The sequence below is a fragment of the Morganella sp. GD04133 genome (genome assembly GCF_029835375.1).
Lineage (GTDB): Bacteria > Pseudomonadota > Gammaproteobacteria > Enterobacterales > Enterobacteriaceae > Morganella > Morganella morganii_B.
This window is the reverse complement of sequence record NZ_JAODZS010000021.1, coordinates 70,983-89,606: the sequence shown is the minus strand read 5'-3', so window position 1 is coordinate 89,606 and position 18,624 is coordinate 70,983. Positions and strand designations below refer to the sequence as shown.

Genomic DNA, 18,624 nt, shown 5'->3' with positions numbered 1-18,624 from the left:
ATTGGTGTGGCGGTAACAGAAATGGACAAAGTCACCCAGCAGAATGCGGCGTTAGTTGAGCAATCTGCCGCAGCGGCTGCATCACTTGAAGATCAGGCTGGCAAACTGACTCAGGCCGTATCAGTATTTCATATACAGGCCGGAAAAGTGACGGCTGCCGCCAAAACCGGCACTATCATACCGCTGCACTCCCCTGCCCCTAAAAAGCCAACAGATAATCCCGATGACGACTGGGAAACCTTTTAAGGTGTACATACTGAAATAAAAAAACGAAATTCTTACTTCATTGCACCAGATGCTGCTGAATTAGGTTTACCTCTTTTGCCCATACTTCATGGGCTTTTTTTTTAAAACCTGTCCCGGTGTTCTCTCACACGTCCTGATCCCCTTCCGCGAAATTTTTTTATGCACCGTAAAAACGAAAGATAAAAGCACATAAATGCACACTTATCAGAATATAATATATTGATCAAATAATGTTAACATGTCAGATGCTATTTTTATGGCAGTGTTCGTACTGTCAAATAAAAATAAATGACTTTAATGGCACCTGCAATACAACAATAAGGTATCACTGTGATTGGAAAGCTAAAAATATCCGTCTCCTTAGTTTTTGTTTTAATTTCGCTCCTTTTATTACAGATAATATCCGGGGTATTGTTCTTAAATTATGCAAATAATCAAAAAAATCAGGCCACACAGCTGGATTATGAAACGAAAAAAGTCATCTCCCTCGATGATGCATGGGTCTCATTAATAAGATCAAGGTTTGAAATCAACAGAGCACAAAAATACATTGCTTATGCAAACCAAAAAGATTTAGGGAATGAATTATTAGTATTGTCAGAAAAAAAACTTGAGCAATCAAAAAAATCATTCAACGAATATAAGTCTATTGATTCAAAAATAAAGAATACGAATGACGATGATTTAACCGTTACATTTAACAACTATTACAATGCACAATCAGATTTAATAAAATTCCTGCGCAATGACATGAGTGCTGAGTTTGCTGAACAACCAACTCAGGATATTGAAGATGCTTTTGAAAAACAATACAATGAATATAATGCAAAATATTTAAATTACTACACTGAATTCAACCAAAATTCAGGTACCAGCTATGATAATATACTATTCACCGTCATATCTATTCTAATCACTGTGCTAATTATTATTTCTTGTGTTTGGTTTGGCATTCGTAAAATCATTATTACACCATTAAACAGAATAGTATCGGATATTCAATCTATTGCTAAAGGTGATCTGAGCAAAACCATTGATATCACGGGCTGTGATGAGGTGAATAAACTGGCGGATACACTGCGTCATATGCAGCATGAACTGGCCGGAACAGTCGGTGATGTCCGTGATGGTGCCAATGCTATTTACAGCGGCGCCAGTGAGATCGCTGCCGGTAATAACGATCTCTCTTCACGGACTGAACAGCAGGCTGCATCTCTTGAGGAAACTGCTGCCAGCATGGAAGAGCTGACCGCCACTGTGCGTCAGAATGCCGATAATGCCCGTCAGGCCAGTCAGCTGGCGTTAACCGCCTCCGAGACCGCAGAGCGCGGCGGGAAAGTGGTGGATGATGTTGTGGATACCATGCGCGGCATCGGCGACAGCTCGAAGAAAATTGCCGATATCATCAGTGTGATCGACGGTATCGCCTTCCAGACCAATATTCTGGCGCTGAATGCCGCCGTGGAAGCCGCCCGTGCCGGTGAACAGGGGCGCGGATTTGCGGTTGTCGCCGGTGAGGTGCGTAACCTGGCTCAGCGCAGTGCGCAGGCTGCCCGGGAAATCAAAACCCTGATCGAGGATTCGGTCGGCAGAGTCGATACCGGTGCGGTACTGGTTGAGCGTGCCGGTGAAACGATGAATGAAATTGTCAGCGCCGTCACCCGCGTCACCGATATTATGAGTGAGATAGCCTCCGCCTCGGATGAACAAAGCCGCGGGATTGACCAGATTGGTGTGGCGGTGACAGAAATGGACAGAGTCACCCAGCAGAATGCGGCATTAGTTGAGCAATCAGCCGCAGCGGCTGCGTCACTTGAAGAGCAGGCAAGCAGACTGACTCAGGCCGTATCTGTATTTCATATACAGGGCAGAGAACTGAAGGCCGGCACGAAAACCAGCATTATGGTGCCATTACAGCGTCCCGCGCTTAAAAAATCAGCAGATAATGCCGATGATGACTGGGAAACCTTTTAAGGTGGACATACTGAAATAAAAAACGGAATTATTACTTCATTGCACCCTATACTGCTGAATTATATTCATCTCTGTTTGCCCATGTTTCATGGGCTTTTTTTTTAATAACCTGTTCCGCTTATATCACCGCCTCATTACAACCAATATGCGCAGATACTTACCTGCCTGAGTGGTACTTTTCTGTGAGCAGGTTGTATACCCAATTATCACCGGCAGTCAGCATTTACCGGCTGTTTCATTATTTTATTACCCATTAGAACAATGACGTGGTGATTAACGACACGGAATCATTCAGCAACGATATATCCGGAGCCGTCGGTAAATACGGCGCGGGTCTGACAGCACAGATGAATAACCCGTGGTCAGCCTATGCAGAGTTCAACTATGCCAAAGGCAGCCATGTGGAGACGCCTTACAGCGGCAACCCGGGTATCCGTTACCGTTTCTGATAATTCATACAGAATGACAAAACCGGCCTTTTTAACAGGGCCGGTTTTTTATTTATAAGTGTTTTTTCACTATTTATATTATTGACCTGTGACTCCAGCATATTCCGCGGGGATGCCGGTGATGAAAATATTGGTAAATAAAGGCGCTGACCATTAATAGACAGTCCGTTGCGTAAATTAAAAAGTCGCTGATTTATAGTATCTCTGAGGGAGATTAGTTTCTCATTCAACTGTGGTTTAAACACGTTAGTCAGCGTATTTGCACTATTTACGGAAATAGCAGATGAATCGCCGGGGGTATTTATCCGCATTAATAAATGTTGTATTATTGACTGGATTGTTTTATCTGCTGCATCAGCCAACTTGGGTGAAGACCAGTCTTTATTCAGCAATGTAACCGGTTCTTTTCCGAGCAGCGATAGTGCCTGTATATACCAGGATTTCGCTTCATTCAGCGAATCCCGCTCCAGTTCACGATACGCCTTATCCCCTCTGGCAATAAGCAGCTCCAGCGTCTTCATAAAGGTGGCCATTTTATAATGCATCGGGTCAGCCAGTGCTATTGCATCAGGGTTGGTATCATCCGGCAGCGACTCATTCCATTGCTCATCCTCCGCAAGCGGTCTGACATTCCAGTACCGATCTGTATATATATCATTCTCGATATAGCCAGCGGGATTAAAGATATACTGTAACCAGCGTTCAGCTTCATTATAATTTTGATGCTGAAGTAAAATATCCGCAATCATCATGGGTGCATAATAGAACAACTCCCAAAAATAGAGTGCATTAGCACCGTTAAAGTCCATCAGAACTAAACCTTCACTATATTTACCCGTAATATCAGGTTCAACTAACTGCTGATTATTAAGTGTCAATACATAATCAATCCCTTTATTTGCTTTCGATATAATCATCTTGGAAAATAATGTATTTAATCTGACAACTGTATTCTTACTGTCAGGAAATTTAAGATATTGGGCACCAGACGGATGATAATTCAATGTCATTAAGCTTTTCTTAATATCAAAAACATCAATCCTATATACATATTTAATCAAGAATAATATATTTTTTTTGTGATAAGCTTTAAATACAACATCAACATTCTTACCAATATACTTATCAATACTATCATAATTAATCTCAAAATCTATGCCATTCCCTTTTGATCTAAAAAAAATCTGATTATCATTGATTATTTCTCTTGATTCAGACCATTCACTCTCTTCATATACTTCACCGTCCTCTGACGAAGAGCTTATAGCTAAAATAAATTTATTCAACACTGGCGCATTACGCAGAAACGGAGATAAGCTTCTTTTAATATACTCAAGGTAAAAATAGATATGAGCCCCATAAGAAGAACCATCTTTTAATATAGAGTACAGCCTTCCGTCATCTTTTAATTTAAATGAACCTTCCTGCATTTTTGTTACATCAACTACTACAGATTCCTTTCCTGCATCTTGAGTTACTATATATATTTTAGTGAAATAATCAGGGCCTAAATTTAATACATCATCATGTTTAGAATCATAAAAAAATAATGCATAGCTACCATCTGTTATATCAAAAAGAAATACAACAGAATCAATATAACTGCCCTGATAGGGAAATTTAGTTTTTAGCGTAATAATATTATAATCAATATCATGGTCATACCATGAATAACCAAAGCACAGTTTTGACCACGATTTATACTTATCAGGATCACTAATGGTTCCATTAACATTAAAACAGAGACCGAATGTTAATGTTGACTTATATTTTTTGCTTCAGCATCCAACGCTATATTTGTATTATCAATAAAGTCAGAGTAAAGGCTGTACGTTCCTTCTAATTTATCGTATATATTCTTAGACTCATCCCTGTAAAACGTCACCTTATTTCGTGATATGACATTAATAATGGGTTTTTTATCACCCCCCTTATCTTCTAAATATTCTTTTAACTCCTGATATATTGAATTAGCGTCTTCTTTAGATTTAATGTCTAATGAAAAGTCATATTTAACTGTAAAAACAAATTTTCCAGCATTTTCTTTATTGTATAATATAACCAGAATTTCATCATTATCTATATATGACGAGCAATAGAATCCTGTAATTACATCAGAATTAAATTCTATACCCGCCTCACTTAATTGGCTCTGATACTGAGATAAATCAATAGAATACTGTACAGACCATAAACCATCATAACGAAGATAAGAAAAATTTATGCTGGTTTTTACATTAATTGTTTTGTCATCTGATTGATTATTCTTAGACTCAGAATATTCCAGCCAGATAAGATACATCCTGCCATTAAAAGTGACTGCTCTTAGCATACGTCCGTAGGGACTAACACTGCACTCAATTTTTTTCCATTCAGTCCATGAAGATGCCGGTATACTAAGCTCGCTATTTTCTTCCTTTATCATTTCATGATTAAGACTACGCCAATAATAGAAATCACTATTCAGATATGAGTTACCGATAAAAAAGGTTTTTCCTTTTTTTATATCAAATTCATTATGATAAGCACTAATTACATTCAGATTAGCGACCAGGTCAAATTCAGTCAGATAGGTCCGGAAAGCATCATCAATCGCCTCTCTTTCAATACCTTCCTGACTTATCCGTTGCTGTAAATTATCCATCATTGCCGTTTTTCCGGTACGGATAACCGGATCGATATAGTTTTCAGGGTAATATACCAGCATTGAGAGCCCAGCCCACGTACTGTAGCGGCGATTATATTCCTCCCAGTTACGGAAAAACGGACGGGTTTTTACTGAATCCTGAATTTCTTTTTCGATATTATTTAAACAATTATTTATATATAACTGAATACTGGCAATCGCTTCTGCTATTTTAGTTGTTTTTATCTTTTCAGAAATTTCAGCATCAATTAATAAATTATTATACACTGTGGCATTATCATTTCCATAGCCTGAATCACGTAATTGTTCAATAATATACAGCGAACAGAGTGCCTGGCTTCTTAGCTTATTAATCATTCCTTTTAAGTCAGTAAGCTTGTCCTGCTCTGATATCGATTCTGCTATTTTACTGAGGCTGTAATAATAGGTATAATCTTTACTTCCGGTAATATTTCCAAATAGCTTGGTAAAATCATCGGGAGATATCTTCGTTTCTGAAAACAAATCTAATACCATTCCCACATCAGTTAATGAACGATAATCGCTGATGCTTTCCGTTTTATCAAAATACTTAAATGCCTGCTGTACAATTTTATTATCCTGGCTGAATACATCCGCTATTGTTTTATAGGATAATTTACCCTTATCCAGCTCACTGATAACCAGATCTGATTTTTCGCCTGTACGCTTAATGACAGCATTTGCATCTATCATTATTTTAATTGTTGAAAATTTATAGTTAATTATCTCAGGAGACACATCAAGGCGAGTCGGGTTTTTTACCCATAACGATAACAGGCTATCATCTATGGCTATCATATTGATCATCACCGACATCTTAATCATATAAATGACAGTTTTATTGTCTTTTTCCTCAGGCGTTTTTCCCTTATCACAAATGTCAGAAAACAGTGTTTTAATATCAATCCCTTCAGGTTTTAATATGTTCATCCACTGTAAAACCGATTCTATTGCATTCACGGAACGGATATCTAACACAGATGATAGCGCAGGTGATATTTTTGTTATCAGCTCATTAATATTTGATGGTTCATCATTAAAATCATTTTTATTTAGCCCATTCTTTATTTCAGAAATAACATCATTAACACCCTGTGACACAACAATTTCATCACTATTACGTAATAGAAGGTAACACATTGATATGGATAATTTATTTTCAGCAAACCAGGCCGTGTAGTAGCTGACCTGATATAATAAATCATAAATTTCATCTGATGACTTATAGGTTTGAATATCACTCTTAAATTCATCAGGAAGAAGACAAAACAACATAATAAGTTCATTAGCAGGGATATGATTTATTCTGGCTATTAATATCGTTCTGTAGCATAATGATAAAAATTCTATGTTGCATATGACATTTTGTTTTTTACCATAGATAAGCTCACACAATTCAGCCAGTAGTGATTCATTCACACCAAGCGACCTTTTCAGGCAGTTGATAATAAATCGCTCATGGCTATTATCCGGGTAATTCGCCGTAAATAAATTCAGTGCAGTATTATCATCTTTAAATACCGCCCCCCCCAGAGGGGGATTATTAAAAATTCGGTCAAACTGAGAGATATCCGTGTTAGTTCCATTCTTAACAATATCCCCGCCCAGCAACACCGCAATATCATCATCCCGTAACTGATAGCGCTCCCTGACTAACTTAAGGTTTACTATTACATTAACGGCTTTTTCATCTGCAAGCTTGCAATTAAATGATTTGAGAATAAAAATAATAGTCTCAAGTGGTAATTCAGATGCCTTATACAGGCTGACAACACTTCTTAGTTTTAAAATATTTTTTTTATACTCTTCTATATTCTTCTGATTGGCATCATCTTTTATTTCAAAAAATTCTGTCAGGATACTGAATTTTTTACTTGTCAGCTCAAAATAATTCATCACATCTTTTAAAGAATATAAATATGAGATATCATCTGTGATATATTTTTTATATCAGTTCATCCAGTTTATCACCCTTAGCAGATTTAATATTTGTATATATTTCTTTTAACATAGCTAAAAGTGCAGGAGAGAAATTACAATAAATCGTCTTTATCCATGTCTTATCTGTTTTTTTATTATTAATTATGGACGGGTATTTATTGACTATCGGAAATATTTTTTTCAGCTCTGATACTTTTTTTATGATCTGAAATGGCTCGTGATAGGGAAGATTTATTGATTGATATTTTTCAGACAAACGTTGCAATACAGATTGCTCATCTCCGCGCCCCTTAAGCGCCGTAAACAAAACGTCATTTGAAAGTTCCAGCGTTGAAATCTCATCATTAAGATTCTTCTGAGAAAGAGACAATGCCTGCAGGTCAGGGCGGCGTTTGTCGAGATGATATTTTGACTCTTGCTTATGCAACTCTCTTGCTTCCCGGTATAACTCCGTCAGATACGCGGCCGGTGAAAACATAGAAGAAACCATGCCCGGTTCAGCATACTCTGAAATTCTGTCAGGAATAAAGTCATTCCCATAACGGAGTTCCGGTGATTGTCCGGTATACAGGCAGGGTATATTTTTTATCTGCGGATTATTGTGTGCTGTTACTTGCGCATCAGTAAATCGATTTTTTTTCTTTTGTCTCTGCGTTTGCTGAAAAAGTATTCTTGCTTCATCATCTGAAATAACATCATGATACTTTTCATAAATTTCAGCATAGGATAGTGGCATTAAATCACATAATGTTTGTGCGGTATTATCACCTTCGTCACTTACTTTTTTCAGTATCGCCGCCAATGTCTGCATCACTTATTCTCCGTTAACTCCTGTTTTCTCAGAAACTGAGCAGGCAATACATCCTGTCATACCCGGCCCCGAAAATATTTCAGGTTTATAAAACCATGAACTGTTACCTGTCTTTGTTTGTAACGATAATTTCACGCCTGATACCAAGTGTTTTTTTTCATGGTCTGCTGAATTTTTTTTAACTCTCCGGAGATAATCACGCTTTCATGTGATTATCAGCATCATAACTTATGTCATACACACCTTAACTAAAGCATCATTAACATTAGCCTTACTTATAATTTACCGCAATTCATTCACTGTAAATATAAGTAAAGATATAGTTTTATTGATGATAGTTCCAATTTGTTACTTTTTTTTGGTAAAAAAAACAATGCTCAACATGGTATGGTTTTCTTTAATAACACAAAAAGAGTATTACTCACTGAGCGAAAGCCAATATATACACATAGGTTACTTTTATGTTTTTATCAAGACAGCTCATTCAATTTTTTTCTGTTGCTGAAAATTCCAGCCTGGCTGAAGCTGCAGAAAAACTTAATCTGACGCCATCGGCGCTTAGCCACGGCATTCGTGATCTTGAATGTAAAACCGGTATTTTATTAATTAAACGGTCAGGGCAAAAATCATCATTAACTCTTGCCGGAAGGGATCTTTATCAGCAACTACTGCCCTATTATATTCGGATAAAACATATTTCAGATAGTTTATCCGGAAAGAAAAAAAACAATAACTCGCTTACTATTAAAACGGACAGTCTTTGTTACCCGCCACTGAAAGATAAAATAATATCATTCTGTAAGGCAAACCCGGATATCAGCTTGTCGTTCGAATCCCCTGAACACATTGATATTAAACATGAAATCTCCGGAAAAAACACAGACATTGTTATCTCTTCAGACTGCAGTACAGATAATGACGATATTCACCATCTTGATCTTAAGCCGGAAGAAGCAGGTATTATTGCTCATGATAGCCTGTTAAAGAAATATACTTCACTTTCTGCTTTGGTGATGAATGAAAGACTCATAAAAATAAAAAAATAAATTCATGAACATATATTAAACGAGTTTTTATCAACGTTTAAAATAGCATTAAATGATCATCTGTCAATCACTATACCATCTGAATATACTATTTCTGATTTTATTGCATCTGCGGCAGGATTTAGTCTGTTACCAGAAAACTCCCTCCTTATTGATAACCTTAAAAACAGAGGATGCAGATTTATTAAACTCCCTCATCACTATAATATATTAATTAAGAGACGTGTTTATTTCAGAGAAATACACAACCAAACAATCTCCGATTTTATATTAAAAATACGCAATAACTAACATTAGTATATCTGATTAAATGCATATTCTGCGAAACACCTTAATGATAATTTTTTCTGTTCAATCTATTGAAATTCATCACTAAAAATTAACAAAATAACACAACAAAAACACAATTTTTCCCTGAATCCGCCATCGGCGTTACAGACAGGATTGCCAAGCCGCCGGATGTCCGTATACTGCCGGTATTTGCATCAGAAAATAATAAAAACACCGGTTGTCTTTTAAAGGAAAAACTATGTTTAAAAAAATCGCTCTCTCCCTGATGCTGCTGGCCGGCAGTATGATGCTGACCGCCTGCGGCAGTGATTCCCCGCAGGATGTCGTTAAACAGTTCTACAGTGCTGTTGAGAAAAAAGATGCGGATAAAGCATATGATCTGCTCGCCATCCCGGAAAAAGATAAACAGAAAAATGAGATGGAAATCAAAGGCAAAGTGCAGATGATTGTCGGCGATATGGCGCGCCGTATTGAAGGTAACGGCGGCGTGGAAAGCACCGAAGTGAAATCCGTCGATATTGATGAAAACAATAAACGTGCAACCGTGGTTCTGACGGTCAATTTCAAAGACGGCAAACAGAAAGATGAGCGTTTCCTGCTGACAAAGGAAGACGGCGGCGACTGGAAAATTATCCTGCGCTGATGAAAGCCGCACTCCGCGCCGGGCTTCTGCTCCCGGCGCTGCTGGCAGCCGCGCTGCCTCTGTCTGCGGCAATCCCTCCGCCCGGCATTCAGAGCGGTGACCTGATTTTCCGTGACGGCGGCGAAGCCATCAGTGACATTGTCAGAAGTATCGATAACAGCGGTTTCAGCCATGTCGGTGTTGTTGATATCACACCGGAAGGCACTTATGTCATTCACGCCACCCCGCAGGAACATCCGGGCGGTATCAGCGGTGTGAACCGCGATCCCCTTGATTTCTTTATTCAGCACGCCAAAGACGGGCAGGTTACCTGGTATGCCGTACAGGCGGACGGTGAAAATCACCGGCGCGCGCGTGATTATGCCCTCGCCAGGCTCGGCACGCCTTTCAGTATCAACCCGCAGGATGGCCTGTACTGCACACAACTGGCGGCAGAGTCCTGGCAGTCTGCCGGCGTCACCATCATCACCGGCAAAACCCGTCTGAGTTTACCGCTGGCGGAAGAACCGTTAATCTTACCGGAAAATATGACCCGCTCGCCGCAACTGCGCCGTATTCCCTAATACCGGCCTCCGCGCGGCGGCAATTGCAATACAGGGAACAACATGGAGTTAATTTTTCTGGGCACCGGTGCCGGTGTTCCGTCAAACAACCGCAACGTCAGCAGTCTGGTGCTGGATCTCAAATCATTACAGCGCGGCCTGTGGATGTTTGACTGCGGCGAAGGCACTCAGCATCAGATTCTGAAAAGTCCGGTCAAAATCCCGAAACTGGAAAAAATCTTTATCACCCATCTGCACGGCGACCATATTTTCGGCCTGCCCGGCCTGTTATGCAGCCGCTCTATGGGCGGATGTGAGGAACCACTTACTCTCTTTGGCCCGCAGGGGCTGGCGCAGTTTGTTGAAACGGCACTGACGATCAGCGGCTCGTATCTGACCTTTCCGCTGGCGATCATTGAGATAGATGAAGAAGGCGTGATTTACGATGACGGGCAACTGAAAGTAAGCGCTTACTCACTTGAGCATCCGGTGATCAGCTACGGTTACCGGATTGAAGAGCATGATAAACCCGGCGCGCTGGATGCACTGCGCCTGAAAGCGGAAGGCGTACCGGGCGGCCCGTGGATGCAGACCCTGAAACAGGGTGGCGAAGTGACACTGGATGATGGCCGGGTGATCTGCGGGGCAGATTACCTCGGCGAGCCGCAGCGCGGACGTCATCTGGTGATTTTTGGTGATACCGCACCGTGCGAAAATGCGCTGAAACTGGCGCAGGATGCCGATGTGATTGTGCTGGAAGCGACGCTCGACGGTACGATGTCTGAAAAAGCCAACAGCCGCGGACACTCTTCCACCGTGCAGACTGCAATGCTGGCGCGGGATGCGGGCGTCGGTACGCTGATCGCCACCCATTTCAGCGGACGCTACAGTGAAGAAGATTGTGAGCGCTTACTTCGCGAGTGTCAGGCAATTTTCCCGGCCACCGTGTTTGCCTTTGATCACATGGTGTATCCGATTTAACCTGTCTGTCTCCGGCGTGATTATCACTGTTACACAGATTTTGATATAGTGAATGCTGTTTATTATTTCATTCACCGCCGGAGGTTTTACCATGCTGCCCGCCCACGAGTACGCCAATGATCTGATTTTATTTGCGCTGATTGTGGATTGCGGCTCCTTCAGTAAAGCGGCGGAAATGGCCGGTATCACCGGCTCCGTGCTCAGCAAGCGGGTAGGACGTCTGGAAAAAGCCCTCGGTGCCCGTCTGCTGTACCGTACCACCCGCAGTCTCTCTGTCACGGAAAATGGCCGCGTGTTGTATCAGCATGCCAAATCCCTTACCGGCCAGGTTCACAGCGCATTACAGGCAGTCAGTGCCAACAGTGATGAGCTGACCGGGCTTATCCGTATGTCAGTACCCACTATCTCCGGAGAGCTGGTTCTCAGCGAGAGTGTGGCAGAATTCTGTGAAAAATACCCGAATGTGAAAGTGGAAATGCATCTGGAGAACCGGTTTGTTGACCTGGTGAATGAACGGATTGATCTGGCTATCCGCACCGGTATGATGAGTGACTCCAGCCTGATAGCCCGCCCGCTGATTGATTCACACTGGGTGATCCTCGCCTCCCCCCGTTATCTGGAAAAACACCCCGCGCCGCAGAATCCGGAAGATTTACTGACACACAACTGCCTCACCTACACCTATCAGCAGAGCGGGACCTCAAACTGGCTGATGCGCCGCCCGGACACCGGTGAAATCTATGAATTGCAGGTGAGCGGTAATATCGCGTTCAATAATGCCCGCGCCATCCGCAAAGCGCTGCTCAGCGGTCACGGTATCGCCATGGTGCCGCGCTGTATGGTGCATGAAGATCTGGAGGCCGGATTGCTGACCGAAGTTCTGCCGGGTTACAGCGGTAAAAAACTCGGCGTATATGCCGTGTATCCGTACACCCGCCATCTGCCGGTAAAAATCCGCCTGCTGATCGACCATATCCAGCAGTCATATCAGGCAATCCGTCCCTATTTCGGCTGACAGATTCAGATTTGTTATCTGTTCGTGACAACGGATTAGTCGACTTTTGGAATTTCTCTATTGACCGTAATGGCCTAATTAATGTGACCCCGTCCTTTCATCATACAAATTAACCTATTAATTTACTGATAAATAACATTTTTTCATTTCCTTTCTTCACCTGATTTTCTGCCTTTTTCGTCATTTCCTGCCCGCATTGAATTGTTAAGAAAATGCAGCATAGATAATTCTTTTTGGTTGTGATTAAAATAATTCCGTAATGAAAATTTAACGAATCCTGCATGCAACATTAATTTTAAAACAATAATAATGTCAGAGGGCTTTATGGCTATTTTTTTCAGTCTTGCACCGATCGTGATGTTAATCTGGATGATGACAAAACGCCGCAGTATCCCTTCTTACGTCGCATTACCTTTCACCGCCGCCGTGGTGTTCTGTATCCAGCTGTTCTGGTTTAAAACAGATCTCACGCTGCTGAGCGCCAATATTGTCACCGCCTTTATTTCTGTGCTGACACCGATCACCATCATTGCCGGGGCAATTATGCTCAATACGCTGATGCAGGTCAGCGGTGCGGAAAACGTGGTGCGCAACTGGCTGGAAAACATCAGCCCGAATCCGGTGGCACAGCTGATGATTATCGGCTGGGCATTCGCCTTTACCATTGAGGGCGCAAGCGGGTTCGGAACACCTGCCGCTATCGCCGCCCCAATCCTGGTCGGTCTCGGCTTCCCGGCCATGCGGGTTGCCCTGCTGACGCTGGTAATGAACTCCGTGCCGGTCTCGTTCGGCGCTGTCGGTACACCAACCTGGTTTGGTTTTGCCAACCTCGGGCTGAATGAAGAGAGTGTTTATCAGATAAGCCACTACTCCGCGCTGATCCACTTTGTCGCTGCCTTTGTGATCCCGCTGCTGGCGCTGCGTTTTATTGTCAGTTGGCAGGAAATCCGCCGCAATATCGTGTTTATTCTGATCAGTGTGCTCGCTTGTACCGTGCCGTATCTGCTGCTGGCACAGGTGAACTATGAGTTCCCGGCGCTGCTCGGCGGGGCAATCGGCCTCGGGATCTCGGTGGTGACTGCCCGTGCCGGTATCGGCCTGACCCGCACAGAACAAAAAACAGAGAAAAAAGTGATCCCGTTCGGGCAGGTTATCAAAGCCATGACCCCGACCCTGCTGCTGATCGGTATTCTGATTGTTACCCGCATCCACCAGCTCGGCCTGAAAGGGCTGCTCAACAGCACTAACGTGATTTGGGAAGGCACACTGGGTTTCCTCGGCCATATCACGCTGAGTGATGCACTGATTGTCCGTCTGAGCAATGTGTTCGGCACCCCGGCGGCGGCAGATTATAAAACGCTGTATGTCCCGGCGCTGATCCCGTTCTTCCTCGTGGTGCTTATCGGTATTTTCCTGTTCCGCCTGAAACGGACGCAGGTAAAAACCATGTTTGTGCAGACCGCACAGCAAACCAACAAACCGTTTATTGCCCTGTTTGGTGCGCTGATTATGGTCAATCTGATGATGCAGGGCGGCGAAAATGCGCCGGTTTACATTATCGGTCGTTCTCTGGCGGGTGCCACCGGTGAGAGCTGGATCTACTTCGCCTCTTACCTCGGCGCACTCGGCTCGTTCTTCTCCGGCTCCAATACCGTGTCCAACCTGACCTTCGGCGGCATCCAGCAGTCGATCGCGCAAACCACCGGACTGAATGTCAATTTAACCCTCGCGCTCCAGTCTGTCGGCGGAGCCATGGGGAACATGGTGTGTCTGAATAATATTATCGCTGTCTGCACCATCCTCGGTATTACCAATGCCGAAGGGTCAATTATCAAAAAGACAGTGGTTCCGATGTTTATCTACGGCGTGATTGCCGCCGTGATGGCACTGATACTGACCCTGTAACCGGGCACAGTGCTGAGTTTGTTACATACATATACAGGTATTTAAGATGATTATTTCCGCTTCAACAGACTACCGGGCGGCTGCCGAATCCAGACTGCCTCCCTTCCTGTTTCACTATATTGACGGCGGGGCGTATGCCGAGCATACCCTGAAGCGCAATACGGCGGATCTGGCGGATATCGCCCTGCGTCAGCGGGTGCTGCGCGATATGTCTTCTCTTAGTCTGGAAACTGAACTGTTCGGGGAAAAACTGGCAATGCCGGTTGCCCTGGCACCGGTCGGACTGACCGGGATGTACGCCCGTCGCGGTGAAGTGCAGGCGGCAAAAGCAGCGGCGAATAAAGGCGTGCCGTTTACTCTCTCCACAGTATCCGTGTGTCCGATTGAGGAAGTTGCTCCGGCGATTGAGCGCCCGATGTGGTTCCAGCTCTATGTGCTGCGCGATCGCGGTTTTATGAAAAATGCCCTTGAGCGCGCCAAAGCCGCCGGGGTCAAAACGCTGGTCTTTACCGTTGATATGCCGGTGCCGGGAGCGCGTTACCGTGATGCCCATTCCGGGATGAGCGGCCCGAATGCCGCCATGCGCCGTGTGTTACAGGCGATGGTTCACCCGCGCTGGGCGCTGGATGTCGGCGTGCTGGGCAAACCGCATGATCTGGGTAATATCTCGGTCTATCGCGGCGCGCCGACCAAACTGGAAGATTATATCGGCTGGCTGGGAGCAAACTTCGATCCGTCCATTTCCTGGAAAGACCTGGAGTGGATCCGCGAGTTCTGGGAAGGCCCGATGATTATCAAAGGGATTCTGGATCCGGAAGATGCGAAAGATGCAGTGCGTTTCGGCGCGGACGGCATTGTGGTCTCCAACCACGGCGGCCGCCAGCTCGACGGCGTACTTTCCACTGCCCGCGCCCTGCCTGCCATTGCCGATGCGGTAAAATCGGATATCACGATTCTGAGCGATTCCGGGATCCGCAATGGCCTTGATGTGGTGCGGATGCTGGCGCTGGGTGCGGATTCTGTCCTGCTCGGCCGTGCCTTTGTTTACGCCCTGGCGGCACAGGGACAGGCGGGGGTCGAAAACCTGCTGGATCTGATTGATAAAGAGATGCGTGTGGCAATGACCCTGACCGGTGCAAAAACCATCCGTGATATCACCCGCGACTCGCTGGTTAATCTGCCCGGCTGATCCGTTTTTTTACTTTTCAGCAAAAGCCACTCCCCGGAGTGGCTTTTTTGTTTTATGTGGTTTTCCCGTGTGATCTGTCCGATTAATTATGATCAAACTCACATAAAACAACATAAAGCAAAATAATTAGCTAATAATTAAACGGAATTAAATATAACAAAATTACCAAAAAACCAGCTAATCACACTAACAAATGGATGCATCATCACTATTTTCCCCGAGTTGAATCAATTCAGTGATTATTTCATAAACAATGCATCCTATTTTGATGTGTTGATTTACGTTGTTATCCAACGCAATATCAACAAAAAACAACAATAAGTCGTTACTTACCCTGAACCCCCTGAGGTCCGATTATGAAAAAAATTGTCATACTGGGCAGTAGTGGCGGGAACCTGTACAACCTCGGTGGTGCAGATCCTGAAAAACTTCTGAGCGAGATCTACACGCAATGTCAGTCCGCCGGTGTGTCTGTTGCCGCAGTGCAGTTTATTGCAGCACAGGCGTCGATGGATGTTGCCAAACCCTCTACCGCCGCTGCGGTCTACACCCTGACAGACGCCGATGCCGTGCCTGCCGTTACCTTCTCCGGCACTCTGGCGGAAGTGAATGACGCGGTACGCAGCAGTGATGAACAGATTGCCCGGCTGATAGAACAGGGTGATATCGACGGCATCATTATTATGAGCGGCGATCCGCATAACGCCAACCGCCTGGCACTTCAGGCCGCGGCAGAAAAGAAAGTGCCGATCGCCGGTACCGGCGGTACCTCGATGGCCCATATCGCCGCTGCCGGTGCCAATGTGATTGCCACCTCCGGCACCACCGGTACCACCAGCAGAACCCGGGCGATTTCATTTATCTCCTCGCTGTGCAAACACTGGGGGATTAAATTCCGTCCGGTTCTGGGCAGTGCAGGCAGCACCGGCGGGCCGTCTGATAAGAGCCTGCTTAAACGCATGAATATCCGCGGCATTATGATCCCCGCCCTGCCCGGCTTTATTGCTATGGCGATTGTGCTGGCGCTGAGCCACATCCCGGGACTGGAAAGCCTGGATGCCATTTTCCAGCTGCTGCTCAAAGGGCTGCCGGTGATTGTGGCGGTGATTGCCGCCAAACAGGTTTCTGAACTGGATGAGGTATCGATTGTTTCCGGGGTTGTCGCCGGGGTGCTCTCGGTCGAGGGCGGGCTGATCGGCGGGATCGCAGGCGGGATTATGGCGGGTATTTTTGTCCGTTACCTGTTTGCCCTGTGCATCAGCTGGAAGTTCCCGATGACCACCGTCAACATCGTGGCAGGCGGGATTTCCGGTCTGGCTGCCGGTCTTATCATGTTCTACTTCCTCAGTCCGCTGGCACTGCTGGCCGGTAACTACATCAAACTGGCGCTGGAAAGCACCCTCGCCTTCAGCCCGGTACTGGCAGGCCTGCTGGCGGGTCTGGTTATCTGGCCTGCGATCCTCGGCGGTGTGTATCACGCGGTGATCCTGCCGCTGGTGCTGCTTGAGATGGAAAAAACCGGTGTCAGCTTCCTCGGCGCGGTGGATATGGTCGGGCTGGTGATGGTGGCAGCAGGAATTAACCTGGCAAACGTCATTGCCCCGCGTGAACGCAGTGAGGCCGCTGTCGCCGCCCCGGGACTGCTTATCAATCTGGGATTCGGTACCTTTGTGGAATCAGCGTATCCCTTCATGTTTGCCAACAAAATCGTGTTCGGCGGTGCCATTCTCTCCGCCGGGATCGGCGGCATGATGCTCGGCATGTTTAATGTCAAAGGGGTGGCGTATGTACCGGCGTTTGCCTCTCCGTTCTTATCCAGTAACGCACTTTACATGGCGCTGACCATGACCGTGATTCTGGTTTTAACCTGCGCCATTACTGTCATCGCCAACCGTTTCAGTGCCGTGACAACCGTGAAAGCTGCAGGCTGATGCAAAGACAACACAGCAAATAATAAGTGTGAAAAATATCACACGCCAACACCAGGGCTTTATGAAAACGGCATCTTCGGGTGCCGTCATACAAAAACACAAAAAAAGTAATAAGAGGTTGATATGTTTATAGGTGATATGAATAAAAAACGTGAACAAGCGATGGCAAAAGTCAGAAATGCGATTGCGCTGCACAACGGGCAGACTCTGCTCAGCACGGGTATCACCGGTGATGATGCGCGACTGGCGAAAGCAGTGTGTGATGCCGGGGTCAAAATGCTGGAGCCGAACCATCCGGCGCTGGCGCTGGCACGCGGACATCGTGGCGTGAATAACATGCACGCCGCCGAGCAGATCCGCCATGAGATCTCCACCGCGCAGATGGCGGAAGCCGTCAACGGTATCCGCAATGTGATCCCGGATGATGTCTTTATTACGGTCGGGATCGCCGGCGGATTCACCGAAACCATCCCGGTGCCGGTAACAGAAGAGGATATTTTGCAGATTGCCCGCGCCGGGGCGGACGGCCTGCACACCCATAAATCCACCTTTGACGATCTGGCTGATATTGTCAGTCTTGCACACCGCTTCGGCCTGACCGTGGATGCTTACATCGGCCACCCTGACGATCTGCACACCTTCGGTATCCCGGCGGAAACCCCGGAAGAGGTCGCGGAAGTGGCGAAGAAAATGGAAGCCATCGGCGTGGATATGATCGGCCTGATGACCGGTATGAGCTACGAGGGTGTGGCTGCGGGTGAAATTCCGGAGCAGATTAAAGCCCGGCTGAAAGCGTTGGTCGGTGCGGTCAGTGTCCCGACGCTGGCGGAAGGCGGTATTAACGTCGCCAATGCCAAAGCGTTTAAAGAAACCGGGGTGAATATTCTGGTGGTCGGCACCGCAATTGATAACGTGGTGTGTCAGGCAGCCGCGCAGGTCACCCAATCCTTTATTCATCATAACTGATGGTATTTCCAATGCGGGGGCACCGC

Annotated in this window: 14 protein-coding genes and 1 pseudogene; 12 read left to right on the top strand and 3 right to left on the bottom strand. The window is 45.1% G+C overall.

Features of this window, described 5'->3' with window-relative positions; all coding sequences use genetic code 11:
• From N7387_RS12025 to N7387_RS12015, 3 genes and pseudogenes are all read left to right on the top strand, one after another.
• Window positions 1-246: pseudogene (locus N7387_RS12025) on the top strand (methyl-accepting chemotaxis protein II); the annotation flags it as partial.
• Between the two features lie 330 nt (window positions 247-576).
• Complete coding sequence (locus N7387_RS12020) at window positions 577-2,220, top strand: methyl-accepting chemotaxis protein (RefSeq protein ID WP_279799189.1); 1,644 nt, start codon at window positions 577-579, stop codon at window positions 2,218-2,220.
• Window positions 2,221-2,486: 266 nt separating this feature from the next.
• Window positions 2,487-2,669 (top strand): autotransporter outer membrane beta-barrel domain-containing protein, encoded by a 183-nt coding sequence (locus N7387_RS12015; RefSeq protein ID WP_279799187.1) that lies wholly within the window; start codon window positions 2,487-2,489, stop codon window positions 2,667-2,669.
• Here N7387_RS12015 and N7387_RS12010 read toward each other — a convergent pair.
• From N7387_RS12010 to N7387_RS12000, 3 genes are all read right to left on the bottom strand, one after another.
• Window positions 2,657-4,099 (bottom strand): hypothetical protein, encoded by a 1,443-nt coding sequence (locus N7387_RS12010; RefSeq protein WP_279799185.1) that lies wholly within the window; start codon window positions 4,097-4,099, stop codon window positions 2,657-2,659. The two genes, N7387_RS12015 and N7387_RS12010, sit on opposite strands and share 13 nt — an antisense overlap.
• Before the next feature lie 323 nt (window positions 4,100-4,422).
• Entirely contained in the window at window positions 4,423-7,233 is a 2,811-nt protein-coding gene (locus tag N7387_RS12005) for a neuraminidase-like domain-containing protein (protein WP_279799183.1), read from the bottom strand.
• Between the two features lie 49 nt (window positions 7,234-7,282).
• Window positions 7,283-8,089, bottom strand: a complete 807-nt coding sequence (locus N7387_RS12000) for a Tc toxin subunit A (RefSeq protein WP_279799191.1) — start codon at window positions 8,087-8,089, stop codon at window positions 7,283-7,285.
• Between the two features lie 461 nt (window positions 8,090-8,550).
• Between N7387_RS12000 and N7387_RS11995 the strand changes: the two genes are divergently transcribed.
• From N7387_RS11995 to N7387_RS11955, 9 genes are all read left to right on the top strand, one after another.
• Window positions 8,551-9,135 (top strand): LysR family transcriptional regulator, encoded by a 585-nt coding sequence (locus N7387_RS11995; RefSeq protein ID WP_279799181.1) that lies wholly within the window; start codon window positions 8,551-8,553, stop codon window positions 9,133-9,135.
• A gap of 529 nt (window positions 9,136-9,664) precedes the next feature.
• Window positions 9,665-10,069 (top strand): DUF4878 domain-containing protein, encoded by a 405-nt coding sequence (locus N7387_RS11990; protein ID WP_279799179.1) that lies wholly within the window; start codon window positions 9,665-9,667, stop codon window positions 10,067-10,069.
• Window positions 10,069-10,632 (top strand): YiiX/YebB-like N1pC/P60 family cysteine hydrolase, encoded by a 564-nt coding sequence (locus N7387_RS11985; protein WP_279799177.1) that lies wholly within the window; start codon window positions 10,069-10,071, stop codon window positions 10,630-10,632. The genes N7387_RS11990 and N7387_RS11985 overlap by 1 nt, the downstream gene beginning before the upstream one ends.
• 42 nt (window positions 10,633-10,674) lie before the next feature.
• Window positions 10,675-11,592, top strand: coding sequence for a ribonuclease Z (gene rnz, locus N7387_RS11980; RefSeq protein WP_279799175.1), 918 nt, complete (start codon window positions 10,675-10,677; stop codon window positions 11,590-11,592).
• A gap of 91 nt (window positions 11,593-11,683) precedes the next feature.
• Window positions 11,684-12,607 (top strand): LysR family transcriptional regulator, encoded by a 924-nt coding sequence (locus N7387_RS11975; protein WP_279799173.1) that lies wholly within the window; start codon window positions 11,684-11,686, stop codon window positions 12,605-12,607.
• Between the two features lie 324 nt (window positions 12,608-12,931).
• On the top strand, window positions 12,932-14,512 hold the full coding sequence (locus N7387_RS11970) for an L-lactate permease (protein ID WP_279799172.1): 1,581 nt from the start codon (window positions 12,932-12,934) through the stop codon (window positions 14,510-14,512).
• Between the two features lie 46 nt (window positions 14,513-14,558).
• A complete protein-coding gene (lldD, locus tag N7387_RS11965; RefSeq protein WP_004238839.1) occupies window positions 14,559-15,701 on the top strand; it encodes an FMN-dependent L-lactate dehydrogenase LldD in 1,143 nt (380 codons plus the stop codon).
• 356 nt (window positions 15,702-16,057) lie between these two features.
• Complete coding sequence (locus tag N7387_RS11960; protein WP_279799170.1) at window positions 16,058-17,632, top strand: PTS sugar transporter; 1,575 nt, start codon at window positions 16,058-16,060, stop codon at window positions 17,630-17,632.
• A gap of 123 nt (window positions 17,633-17,755) precedes the next feature.
• On the top strand, window positions 17,756-18,598 hold the full coding sequence (locus N7387_RS11955) for a histidine biosynthesis protein (RefSeq protein ID WP_279799168.1): 843 nt from the start codon (window positions 17,756-17,758) through the stop codon (window positions 18,596-18,598).
• Window positions 18,599-18,624 lie beyond the last annotated feature (26 nt).

Bases quoted from the DNA above. Each gene is read 5' to 3' on its own strand.
- N7387_RS11990 (WP_279799179.1), top strand. From the start codon at position 9,665: ATGTTTAAAAAAATCGCTCTCTCCCTGATGCTGCTGGCCGGCAGTATG.
- N7387_RS11985 (WP_279799177.1), top strand. From the start codon at position 10,069: ATGAAAGCCGCACTCCGCGCCGGGCTTCTGCTCCCGGCGCTGCTGGCA.
- N7387_RS12005 (WP_279799183.1), bottom strand. From the start codon at position 7,233: ATGAATTATTTTGAGCTGACAAGTAAAAAATTCAGTATCCTGACAGAA.
- N7387_RS11970 (WP_279799172.1), top strand. From the start codon at position 12,932: ATGGCTATTTTTTTCAGTCTTGCACCGATCGTGATGTTAATCTGGATG.
- N7387_RS11955 (WP_279799168.1), top strand. From the start codon at position 17,756: ATGTTTATAGGTGATATGAATAAAAAACGTGAACAAGCGATGGCAAAA.
- N7387_RS11995 (WP_279799181.1), top strand. From the start codon at position 8,551: ATGTTTTTATCAAGACAGCTCATTCAATTTTTTTCTGTTGCTGAAAAT.
- lldD (WP_004238839.1), top strand. From the start codon at position 14,559: ATGATTATTTCCGCTTCAACAGACTACCGGGCGGCTGCCGAATCCAGA.
- N7387_RS12010 (WP_279799185.1), bottom strand. From the start codon at position 4,099: ATGCAGGAAGGTTCATTTAAATTAAAAGATGACGGAAGGCTGTACTCT.
- N7387_RS11960 (WP_279799170.1), top strand. From the start codon at position 16,058: ATGAAAAAAATTGTCATACTGGGCAGTAGTGGCGGGAACCTGTACAAC.
- N7387_RS12000 (WP_279799191.1), bottom strand. From the start codon at position 8,089: ATGCAGACATTGGCGGCGATACTGAAAAAAGTAAGTGACGAAGGTGAT.
- N7387_RS11975 (WP_279799173.1), top strand. From the start codon at position 11,684: ATGCTGCCCGCCCACGAGTACGCCAATGATCTGATTTTATTTGCGCTG.
- rnz (WP_279799175.1), top strand. From the start codon at position 10,675: ATGGAGTTAATTTTTCTGGGCACCGGTGCCGGTGTTCCGTCAAACAAC.